General features: G+C 42.0%; 11 protein-coding genes. 4 read left to right on the top strand and 7 right to left on the bottom strand.

What is annotated here, in order from left to right; genetic code table 11:
* From A1019T_RS10070 to A1019T_RS10045, 6 genes are all read right to left on the bottom strand, one after another.
* Nucleotides 1–273: glycosyltransferase family 25 protein (locus A1019T_RS10070; protein WP_167366864.1), on the bottom strand; the 273-nt coding region annotated here is incomplete at its 3' end.
* 54 nt (nucleotides 274–327) lie between these two features.
* On the bottom strand, nucleotides 328–1,164 hold the full coding sequence (locus A1019T_RS10065) for a glycosyl transferase (protein ID WP_077451530.1): 837 nt from the start codon (nucleotides 1,162–1,164) through the stop codon (nucleotides 328–330).
* A 36-nt stretch (nucleotides 1,165–1,200) separates the two neighbouring features.
* Nucleotides 1,201–2,130, bottom strand: a complete 930-nt coding sequence (locus tag A1019T_RS10060; protein ID WP_077451529.1) for a branched-chain amino acid transaminase — start codon at nucleotides 2,128–2,130, stop codon at nucleotides 1,201–1,203.
* A gap of 130 nt (nucleotides 2,131–2,260) precedes the next feature.
* Entirely contained in the window at nucleotides 2,261–5,122 is a 2,862-nt protein-coding gene (gene glnE, locus A1019T_RS10055; RefSeq protein WP_077451528.1) for a bifunctional [glutamate--ammonia ligase]-adenylyl-L-tyrosine phosphorylase/[glutamate--ammonia-ligase] adenylyltransferase, read from the bottom strand.
* Nucleotides 5,123–5,278: 156 nt separating this feature from the next.
* On the bottom strand, nucleotides 5,279–5,851 hold the full coding sequence (locus A1019T_RS10050; protein WP_077451527.1) for a phosphatase PAP2 family protein: 573 nt from the start codon (nucleotides 5,849–5,851) through the stop codon (nucleotides 5,279–5,281).
* 343 nt (nucleotides 5,852–6,194) lie between these two features.
* On the bottom strand, nucleotides 6,195–7,526 hold the full coding sequence (locus tag A1019T_RS10045) for a glycosyltransferase family 4 protein (RefSeq protein WP_077451526.1): 1,332 nt from the start codon (nucleotides 7,524–7,526) through the stop codon (nucleotides 6,195–6,197).
* 280 nt (nucleotides 7,527–7,806) lie between these two features.
* Here A1019T_RS10045 and tusD point away from each other — a divergent pair, with 280 nt between their 5' ends.
* From tusD to A1019T_RS10025, 4 genes are all read left to right on the top strand, one after another.
* Nucleotides 7,807–8,220, top strand: coding sequence for a sulfurtransferase complex subunit TusD (gene tusD, locus A1019T_RS10040; RefSeq protein WP_077451525.1), 414 nt, complete (start codon nucleotides 7,807–7,809; stop codon nucleotides 8,218–8,220).
* Nucleotides 8,221–8,318: 98 nt separating this feature from the next.
* The gene (locus tag A1019T_RS10035) at nucleotides 8,319–8,642 is read left to right on the top strand and encodes a hypothetical protein (RefSeq protein ID WP_077451524.1); all 324 of its coding nucleotides are present in this window, start codon (nucleotides 8,319–8,321) and stop codon (nucleotides 8,640–8,642) included.
* An 82-nt stretch (nucleotides 8,643–8,724) separates the two neighbouring features.
* The gene (locus tag A1019T_RS10030; RefSeq protein ID WP_077451523.1) at nucleotides 8,725–9,072 is read left to right on the top strand and encodes a hypothetical protein; all 348 of its coding nucleotides are present in this window, start codon (nucleotides 8,725–8,727) and stop codon (nucleotides 9,070–9,072) included.
* Between the two features lie 74 nt (nucleotides 9,073–9,146).
* Nucleotides 9,147–9,566 carry a TusE/DsrC/DsvC family sulfur relay protein gene (locus A1019T_RS10025; RefSeq protein ID WP_077451522.1) on the top strand — a complete coding sequence of 140 codons (420 nt, stop codon included), beginning with the start codon at nucleotides 9,147–9,149 and terminating at the stop codon, nucleotides 9,564–9,566.
* A gap of 33 nt (nucleotides 9,567–9,599) precedes the next feature.
* On the opposite strand, the gene A1019T_RS10020 is transcribed toward A1019T_RS10025, so the two are convergent.
* The gene (locus A1019T_RS10020; RefSeq protein ID WP_077451521.1) at nucleotides 9,600–10,145 is read right to left on the bottom strand and encodes a tRNA (cytidine(34)-2'-O)-methyltransferase; all 546 of its coding nucleotides are present in this window, start codon (nucleotides 10,143–10,145) and stop codon (nucleotides 9,600–9,602) included.
* Between the last annotated feature and the right edge of the window lie 183 nt (nucleotides 10,146–10,328).

Raw genomic sequence — 10,328 nt, 5'->3', positions numbered from 1 at the left:
ACAAATATCATCCTCAAACACCCCTATATAATCTATATTTTCAACTATAGCTTTTTCCCATAATGATACGTGACTCAGTAAACATGCTATTTCACCAGCACTACAAAATGTATTACTTATATCAATATCTAGCGATTTAGCAACTTTTTGACTAGTATGAGGGGTAACTGCTTCATAAAATTCAAATGGTAAGCTTTTAGATTGAAATTCTTTGACGATATGAGATCGTCTATTGATTTCCCAACTCAAGTTAATAACAAAATGACGTATCATAACGCGTTCCAACATAAATAAATAAGCTCAATGACAATAATACATTATGAGCTTTTATTCTCTCCAATATTCCTTGACCCAATCAACCGGTAATATGAAATGACGTAGATGGCGTATGGAACGTTTTAAATTCTTTGGATCTTTTAGCTGCTTTAAATGATCTACAGCATTATCAGCTGACTTAGAAGTATACTGGCCATTAATAGCATTGGTAGGATATAGTCCGCCTGGGAAAATGACTATGCGAGCCCCTTTAGGTATTTTAGGCGGTATAAAATAATTTAGCGGGAATGGCTGGCGGCACTTACGTCTAAAGTGAGCCACCCATTGCTTCGGAAAAATCTTAACACCACCTGGTACATTGCGTGTGACAAAACGCTGTTCAAAGCGATATTTATCTGCAATGCCTTGTGGGTCAGCTTTAAACTTCTCCTGTAAAGAAACCATCGAGCCGACCTGAAATCTAAAGCATGAGGTCTGACCAAGTTTTTCTAAAGGATTACTTGGGTTGTAGGACAAAATAACATCTTCTGGATCACCGTATTCGAAAAACGGATCTAAGCTATCTACGATAACCACATCCAAATCTAAGAATAATACTGTACCTGTAAGATCACCTAGTTTTTCACCCCAAAGTCGAGATTTAGGCCATTTTCCTAAGGTATTGGTTGGCATAGTGACATCTAAAGGTGGCAACTCCTGGCATTCAATCTCTGGACGAACTCCTGTCGTGTCGTCTGTAAAACACACAAATCTAAAAGGTGGGGTTATATTGCGCGATACCATGCCATAAAGCTTATTGGCATAATGAGCCCCATATTTAGTTCCCCATTTGATACAAATGATTTGCTTTATTGGTTGTGACTCAGAGGTTGAGTTTTGATTCGCCATAAATAACCCTTGCCTTAAAATAAACAAGTTACTCGATTAATCCACAAAGCTCAGCCAATGCATATACTTCTCGTTACGACCATGCACTACATCGAAGTATAAGCTCTGCAACTTCTCAGTTAGCTCACCACGTCCGCCATTACCAATAATGCGGTCATCATATTCACGAATTGGGGTAACTTCAGCGGCTGTACCCGTCATAAATATTTCATCAGCCAAGTAGAACTCATCACGCGTAATACGGCGCTCAACCACTTTAATACCCAAATCTTCGGCGAACTGGATAATGGTTCGACGGGTGATACCATCAAGAGCACCACCGCCTAAATCAGGGGTATGCAGCTCTCCATTTTTAACTAAAAACAAGTTCTCACCTGAACCTTGACACACATAACCTTGAGGATCCATTAAGATGGCTTCGTCATAACCGCTACGTGTCACTTCTTGGTTGGCCATAATTGAAACTGGGTAATTACTGGCCGCTTTCGCTTTACACATAGTCACATTAGTCATGTGGTGAGTGTATGACGAGGTTTTAACACGAATGCCTTTTTGGATACCCTCTTCACCCAAATATGCGCCCCATTTCCAAGCGGCAACCATGGCATTAATGCTATTACCCCGCGAAGACAAACCTAACTTTTCAGCGCCTACCCAGATAAGTGGACGCAGATAAGCGGAATCAAAGCCATTTTGTTTTATCACTTCTTTTTGGGCTTGATCTAAGGTGGCTTTGTCATAGGGAACATCTAGCTGGAATATCTTGGCTGAACCTAATAGACGCTCAGTATGATCATCCAATCTGAAAATAGCAGTTTTACCATTCTCTGTCTGATAGGCTCTAACGCCTTCAAAGACTGCCATGCCATAATGCAAACTGTGAGTTAATACATGTACTTTAGCATCGGGCTGATTAATCATCTCGCTATTAAACCAAAGTTTGCCTTCTGTCGTTGCCATGCTCATGATATTTATCCCCTTTAAGCCAGTGATAACCAAAATAAATAGACCATTTTAGTATAGCACTGCCCCTTAAATTGACCATCAATTTTTAGTTTTACCAGGCATTTGATTTGGTTATATACGCTTATTATGGCTATACTACAATCTCATTCCACTTCGATATCACATATTCTCGGGTCTGATCCCAGTGCGAAGACTCCACCACGATAGGCTCATTGGCCAAGGCAATTTGGTGCATAGCAGCCCTTAGCAGTAGATAGGCTCTGGTAAGCCCTTCACAGGTTTCAGCCTCCCACACCCCGGCTTCAGCTAAGCTTTCGAAGATTCTAACGTTGTCACTCCACTTTGTCAGTTCAGGATGGTCGTGAGCATGGGCTAAAACGGCATACTGTGCCATAAACTCGATATCGACAATCCCGCCTGCATCTTGCTTAAGATGAAATTTACCTTCTTGCTGTGCTTGCTGATTACTGCCTAAATGATCTTTCATTTTTGAGCGCATCTCAATGACATTTTGCTTTAAATCTTCAATGTCTCTTTTGCGCGCTAAAACTTGCTTTCGGGTATGGTTAAAGGCACTCATAACTCGTTTATCACCACAGATAGCACGAGCACGCACTAAAGCTTGATGCTCCCACACCCAAGCTTTTTCTAACTGATATCGCTCAAAGGATCGGCTAGAAACTACCATCATGCCCGCATTACCCGAAGGTCGCAGTCGCATATCAATCTCGTAGGCCCGGCCATCACGGGTTTGGGTGTTTAGATAAGTCATCAGCTTTTGCGCCAAACGAGCGGTGAACTTCATACCACTAACCGGCTTAGCCCCTGTGGTCATCGCTTGCTCATTAATCTGATGAATAAATACCAAATCCAGATCGGAGGTATAAGACATCTCGATCCCCCCAAGCTTGCCATACCCAATAATAGCAAAGCCGTTATTGGTTTCATTTACTGACTCCCCTTGCTGATTAATCGGATAGCCATGACGCTTAACCAATTCAGAAAAAGCACGCTCTAACGTAAACTCAAGCACTACCTCAGCAATATCCGTCAACGAATCTGACACTTTCATAATAGGCCGCTCAGCTAAGACATCGCTAGCAGCAACCGCCAATACCTGAGTGTTTTTAAACAATCGAAGGACGTTAAGCAACATCTCTTCATCATCTGGCTCGACCCGTAATAAGCTCTGGCGTAGAATATCAGCAAGCTCTTCTTTATCCGGTAAGTGGCGATAACGCTGCTGTAAAAATGAATCTAGTAATACCGGATAGCGGGTTAACTCGCCTGCAATCCAAGGACTGGCAGACAACATGGGAATCAGGTTGACAGTAGCATTGGGGTTTTCGGCCAGCATAACCAAATAGATAGATCGACGACAAATAGCCTCAATTAAATCCAACAATCTTGGAAATGCCACATTGGCCAAACCTTGCGTCTTTTCGTGTTCTAATAGTGCATGAACCAATACCGGATAAGCATCATCTAGGCGACCTCTAGCTTCCTCTGAGAGATTGGCCACCATTTTGCTGTTCCAAAACTGCTCAAGCTTGGCTTTATTTTCTTCATTTAAAACGCTATCTAAACTTTCCACTTCCGTATCACTGGTCACAGTGACATCTTTTGGAATCTGACGCTCAGTGACCATTCGATCAAAGGGTACATTAACGTTTTGGCGGTGCTCATCTAGACGCTGTAAAAAAGATTGCCAATCTTCAAACCCTAAAGTCACTGCCAAATTATTCTGATATTCAGCACTGTTCGGCAGGCGCTGGGTCTGTTGATCATGTATCGCTTGAATGCCATGCTCAACTCTACGCAAGAAACGATAAGCCTCTTCTAATTGCTCGTAAGTTTTATCGTCAATAAAATCAAACTCGTTGAGCACCTGCATCGCTTTTAAGCAAGACTTAACCTCCAGCTGCGGATGACGACCACCATAAATCAGCTGAAAGGCTTGCACCACAAACTCAATATCTCGAATGCCTCCAGCCCCCAGTTTGATATTGTCCAGATCCTCACGCTGTGCTACTTGATTTTGAATCAACGACTTCATTTCACGTAGGGCGGCAAAGGCGCTATAGTCTACGTAATACCTAAAGACAAAAGGTCGTACTATGTCTTCAAGATCATCTGCGAAGTCTTGATCAACCTCATTAATGATACGCGCCTTTAACCAGGCAAATCTTTCCCAAGCACGCCCATGAGCAGAAAAGTACTTTTCTAGTGCTGGCTGATGAATGGCCAAGTCACTCCCCTCACCCCAAGGCCTTAGGCGCATATCGACTCGGAACACAAAGCCTTCTGCGGTACAGGTATCTAAAATCTTGATAATACTTTGACCCAAACGAATCATAAAACGCTTGTTATCAATGCACTTAGTACCCTTTGATTTATCTCCATCAGTCTCACCCCGAGCACGGTGCACGAAGATCAGATCAATATCACTTGATAAGTTCAGCTCCTGTGCCCCAAGCTTACCCATAGCAAATATCGCCATATCATCATACTGAAGCTGCCCTTTCTCATCGATATACGTTGGTCTGCCGTAGCGTGCCACTAATTGCTCCCAAGCATACTCTTTGACGAAAATAAGACAATTATCGGCAAAACTAGACAACTCACCAGTCAGCTGCTCAAGTGGGATAACCCCCAAAGCATCTTGCCAAATCCAGCGCAGCATAAGCAGTTCACGTAGCCGGCGTAGCCCTTTCATCACGCCCGCTTCATCTGCCCGTTCAAGCTCCCCCTCTAAACCATCATCTAAAGTATAGTCATCAATCAAATCGCAAATTTGTTGGCGAGTTAATACCTCCTCTAAGGGATAGCTGGTTAAGAAGTTTTGACAAATGGTGGGTTTGCTTTTCCAGACTTGATAGGCAAAAGGGCTGGCTAGTTTCAGCTTCTGTATGTGCTCTGCTGTTATCTGATTAGCTGTCAGGGAAGAATGATCTTGAGTCAACGGATTATTAAAGCTATGTTCAGAGGGCATGATAGGGCACGGCTCCTTAAAAGTACTAGTGAGCTATAAGCCTACCACATAAAAAGCGGTTAGAAGATGACTGTTCATGTTAAATTTATATATGCTGATAGCAACAAAATTTATATCTAATGTATCCTATTTCAGCGTAATATATAAGGTTATCTGTTATAGGGCAGGCCAGCTACCTTGCACTAGCTGATGGATATTTGGGGCCCATAACGATAAACCATAACCGATGGCAGCCCCAATCAAGACATCGGTAGGATAATGCAGCCCCAATACCATACGTGACAAAGCAACTAATAGTGCAAAAGGCAGCATAATCGGCAGTAGCTCAGGGAAATAACCGCCTAAGGTTGCGGTAAATAACACCGCTTGTAAGGTGTGACCCGAAGGAAAACTAAAGACATCCAGTGGACGCTCCCCTAGTACAATCACTTGATGCACTTGATAAGGTCTGGGACGTACCGTTTTTACCTTCAATATTTTATAGATAACCAATCCTAAACAGCTGACCAAAATGACCGTTATTACCGGCACCACGGCCTCCCAGCCTTGAACTATAAAGGCTCCTAGCATCATGGCATACCAAAACCAGCCGTCCCCTAATCTACTAATTATTTTAAAAAAAGTTGCAGTAACGTAATTAGTAGAATAACGATTGATATGGATACAAAGACTGGTGTCCCAAGAAACAAATTGATTCACATAGACCGCTAAAGCTCGGTTACGCGACATGAAGGTAAATATAGGGCTAGGCACAACCTCAGGGTTCGACTTAGTGACCGGCAGTTGCCTCGACTTATCTGTTTTCAAGACTTATCCCCTTATCTAGTAGCTTAATTGAATCAGGCATGATGCTATACCTGATTATGCTAGTAACACTGTATGCCAACCTCATTTGCTTCAGCCTGTGGCCGTTATTATAACAACCGCAGGCAGTATAACTTATTGATATTATTTACTTTACACTTACCATGACCCTCGGGTTTGCCTTTATACTTTATTCAATGCTCAATACTGTGCTTACTTATACTTTTTTTGCTCCCTTATGCTTTTATTATTAACTACTCAAGTGAAATTAACGTGACGACTCACTGTGATGGATTGCGTCGTAGAACATATTTAACATTTGATTTGCAGGACGTTGCCATGAAAATCCAGCCACACTTTTAGTAGCTTCTGCTCCTTGCTCTTTTAGCACCTGCATTTTAGGTAGGCTCGCGACTTTCTCCATAAATTCTTTTTTATTTCCAAGACTGACTAACACACCACTTCTTTCCGTTACTAACATGCCAGCCGCCGCATCATCAAATGCATATACCGGCAAGCCGCTTGCCATGGCCTCGACCACTACATTACCAAAGGTTTCTACCTGACTGGCGAACACGAAAACATCGGCACTGGCATAGTGCTCTGATAAAGCCTTCCCTGTTTTTGCTCCAGCAAAAATAATGTCCTCTTTGGTGCCCGCTGCCAGTGATTCTAGGCGTGCTCTATCTGGCCCATCACCTACTATGACTAACTTAACCACTCGGTGTAATTGCTCTCGCTGTAACAGCTTAAAGCTTTCAATAACCAAGTCCACTCCCTTTTCAGGAGACAAGCGGCTAACCATAAGTAATACAGTGTGTTGGCTATGCGCTCCCCACTCAGCTCTTAATTTCTCACTACGGTGTGCAGCATTAAAGCGCTCTAAATCCACTCCTCGCCCGACTTCATACAGACGCTTGAAGCCCAATGAGTTTAAATCATTGAAGGTCTTTTGACTCGGAACACAAGTGGCCTGAGACGCATTATGAAACCATTTAAAATAGGTCATCATAGGTCGGGCTAAGATGCCCAACCCAAAGTGACGACTAAAGTCATGAAACTGAGTGTGATAGCCGGTAGTGACTGTAATGTTTAATGCCTTTGCCGCCCACAATGCTGCGAACCCTAGCGGCCCTTCTGTGGCGATGTGCACCACATCAGGCTGTAACTGTTGAAATTTATTTTTTATCTTAAAATAGTCCGGCGCCCCAAACTGTAACTCCTTATACTTAGGTATCGACATCCCTTTTACTTGAAGGTCATGCTTAATATGCTGCATCACCTTCAAGTAAGATCCTGAGTCATTAGGCTGTGCAAAATTTGAGAGCTTTATAGGCGTTTCTGTTTCGGTAATAGAGCCAGTTGAATTATGTCTCGGCTTAGGTCGCAACAAGCTTATTTGGTGTCCTTTTAGATTTAGCTGGTACATCAGCTGCCCCAGACTCATCGCCACGCCATTAACCTCAGGCAGCCAAGTTTCAGTCACCAATAAAATGTGAAGCAATTTTGCTTGTTTGGTGGGTACACTTCTGTATTGTATACCCCCAATGGCTCCTACATTTGGTCTACTCTCGCCATCACTGAAACTTTGCTTTAGCATGATATCTCCTGCCCACTTTTTGTACCTATTTGTACCTATTTGTACCTATTTGTACCTACCGATTTTATAGCTACCAATTTAGATTACTTGTTAACTTACCTTAAACCCTAAAGCAAAGATTTGACAGTTTTATGGCGTTTTAATCACATTTTTGTGACAGTCGCCTTTAAGCCACACTTCTCATTCTCCTCTTGTAAAATACGGTGTGGCCCTAATGGTGTATAATTAGCCTTATTAATTGCCCACAAAGCCTAAAATATTCATTCAGATTGATATCCTTATGACAACTACAAATACTCTGTTATTGATTCACGTTGACCCAAGCCAAAGTATTGCTTGGCATGCTTACCGTTACGCTAAAGCCTTTTTGGAAAATTGCTCAAGCAGTGATGAGTCATCTCGGCCTAAACTCAATATCTTCTTTTATGGTGAGGCGGCTAATACTGGTAATGCTTTACGTTGGCAAACCGCAGACCGAGCCAACCTCACTCAATTGTGGAGTCAGCTAAGCCAAGAGCATCAATTAAGATTGCCTGTTTGCGTTAGTACTGCGTTGACGCGCGGCATAACCGATGAGGACAACGCTAAGCGGCATAAGTTAGAGGGAAATAATTTGGCAGCAGGGTTTGAACTTGTCGGTCTAGGCGAGCTTGCCGAACAGTTATCATTGGCACAGAAAGTAGTTACTTTTTAGCGATAAAATATTTATTTTGATAATAAAGACAACTCTAATATTTAGACCCTAATGTTAAAAACTTAATCCCTGATATTTAAAAATAAAAAGGATACGCTGTGTCTATACTCATTCGCTTAACCACAGGAACAGAACTTGCCACTTATGAGGGCTGCGCTTTGGCCTTGACCTTAGCAAGCTTTGGTCAACAAGTTCAGCTGATGCTCGGCAGCTCTGTATTTGGTATCTTAATGCAGCCTGAGAGCCGACTGCATGGCATGATTAAATCTTTAGATTTGTACGACATCCCGCCCGCTTGGCTTCCAGACGACGTCTTTAGTAGCTGGATATTTGGTATGGTGCCTCAAGAGGTATCTTCGCAAATGGATTTCATACCAGAAGACTTTGATTCTAATCAATTCGATCAAGTGTTCTCTTTTTAAGGCCATTGCTTTATAAACCTTAACACCTCTATAAGAACTGAAATTTTATAAGACCTAATACCCAATAAGAAAGAGCCAAGCTATGTCTACTTTATTTCAACTACATGCTCCGATGAATACCCTAAAAGCCATGGTCCGAGAGATGGCACCACTGTGGCATTCTGGAGACAGTATCTTACTATTGGCAGAAACCGTCGCTGCTCTACCCTGGCTAAAAACATATATTGATGACATAAATTATGATGATGAGCTACTATCACAAATTACTGATATTGATGCCATTTATGTTTTGAACGATGATCTTGCTCAGCTAAACGAGCAAGCCAAAGAAAACCTAAATTTGAGCAAAGTAAGTGTGATTAATGATAATGAATGGGTACAGCTTACTCAGAGTGTAGACAGAGTTGTCACTTTAAATTCTACAACTTAAATGATCTACAACTTAAATGATAGTAAGCCGAGCCTTAGTCCCTTCTTATAATTTTGTATCGATACGAGTCACCCATGAGCCCATCTTCTACTTTCGATAGCAGCACCTCCAATGGCAACTACCCCTCAAATGCTGAGCTTAATAAAAATTTTGCCACAAAAAGTTTGGAGAGCCAAGATTTGGCATTAGAGCTGGATGAAGAAGGTCATTTACTCGATCATAATTTATGGACGCCTGAAGTGGCTCAGCAATTGGCCGACACATTAGCCGTTACATTAACTGACGATCACTATCTTATTTTGCAGCAAGTACGTGCGTTTCATACGGAGTTTAATCATCCGCCCTCTACCCGCCCATTGATTAAATATCTGATGAAAACATTACCCGAGATGCAAATTAGCAATCAATTACTACAACAGATGTTTAACACCGGTTTGGTTGCCCGCCATGTTAATCGCATCGCAGGCTTACCAAAACCGCCAAACTGCCTGTAGCACCTTTACTGCAAATTCATCAATAATTTAAACTTATTTAGGGTCGTAAGGTGTTAATTCAGTATACCCAGTACTGCGGCCCTCATCACCAAAAAAGCCTTGCTGACGCCAAACCTCATACAAACAAATGCTGATACTATTGGCCAAATTCAAACTACGTGAATCAGGCAACATAGGTAGCCTTAACCAGTTTTCAGAGCCAATATCTTCGCGGATGTCATCAGCCAATCCTGCCGTTTCTGAACCAAAAATCAAAGCAATATCTTGCTGCGAACCATCTGACTCGCTTGAACTGAAGTCATAATCATAAAAAGGATGGCTTAGCTTGGTGGTTAGGGCGACCATGCGCTCACAACCCGCTTCTTTTAGCGCCTCTTTTGCCGCTTGCCAATTTTTATGCACCTTCATCTTAGCGTACTCATGATAATCGAGACCCGCTCGGCGTAACTTCTTGTCTTCTAGGTCAAAACCTAAAGGTTCAACCAAATGCAATTGTGCCCCTGTATTTGCACATAAGCGAATGGCACTGCCTGTATTATTTGGAATTCTAGGATGCACAAGTACAATGTGAATCGTCATAAGATTTTGCCCTTAATCAAACTTTCTTAAATATCAATGAGTTTAAATTTCAAATTTACAATTCTATGACAGTTTTAGTTAAATTACACACATTAATATGTTGTCGCCTCCCTTCAAATTGATATACTATGTAATTAAGGATGACGCTTATGTTTCTAAGACTTAGTAATTGAACTTAAGTAT

Origin of the sequence: Psychrobacter piechaudii (assembly GCF_900162825.1) — a bacterium.
Taxonomy (GTDB): Bacteria; Pseudomonadota; Gammaproteobacteria; order Pseudomonadales; family Moraxellaceae; genus Psychrobacter; species Psychrobacter piechaudii.
Note: the sequence above shows the minus strand (reverse complement) of the source record. Positions and strands in the feature narration are given on the sequence as shown.

What these genes read in the sequence shown, in the direction of transcription:
- A1019T_RS10020 (WP_077451521.1), bottom strand. Translation starts at nt 10,145, where the DNA reads ATGACGATTCACATTGTACTTGTGCATCCTAGAATTCCAAATAATACA.
- A1019T_RS10045 (WP_077451526.1), bottom strand. Translation starts at nt 7,526, where the DNA reads ATGCTAAAGCAAAGTTTCAGTGATGGCGAGAGTAGACCAAATGTAGGA.
- A1019T_RS10030 (WP_077451523.1), top strand. Translation starts at nt 8,725, where the DNA reads ATGTCTACTTTATTTCAACTACATGCTCCGATGAATACCCTAAAAGCC.
- A1019T_RS10050 (WP_077451527.1), bottom strand. Translation starts at nt 5,851, where the DNA reads ATGTCGCGTAACCGAGCTTTAGCGGTCTATGTGAATCAATTTGTTTCT.
- A1019T_RS10060 (WP_077451529.1), bottom strand. Translation starts at nt 2,130, where the DNA reads ATGAGCATGGCAACGACAGAAGGCAAACTTTGGTTTAATAGCGAGATG.
- glnE (WP_077451528.1), bottom strand. Translation starts at nt 5,122, where the DNA reads ATGCCCTCTGAACATAGCTTTAATAATCCGTTGACTCAAGATCATTCT.
- tusD (WP_077451525.1), top strand. Translation starts at nt 7,807, where the DNA reads ATGACAACTACAAATACTCTGTTATTGATTCACGTTGACCCAAGCCAA.
- A1019T_RS10025 (WP_077451522.1), top strand. Translation starts at nt 9,147, where the DNA reads ATGAGCCCATCTTCTACTTTCGATAGCAGCACCTCCAATGGCAACTAC.
- A1019T_RS10065 (WP_077451530.1), bottom strand. Translation starts at nt 1,164, where the DNA reads ATGGCGAATCAAAACTCAACCTCTGAGTCACAACCAATAAAGCAAATC.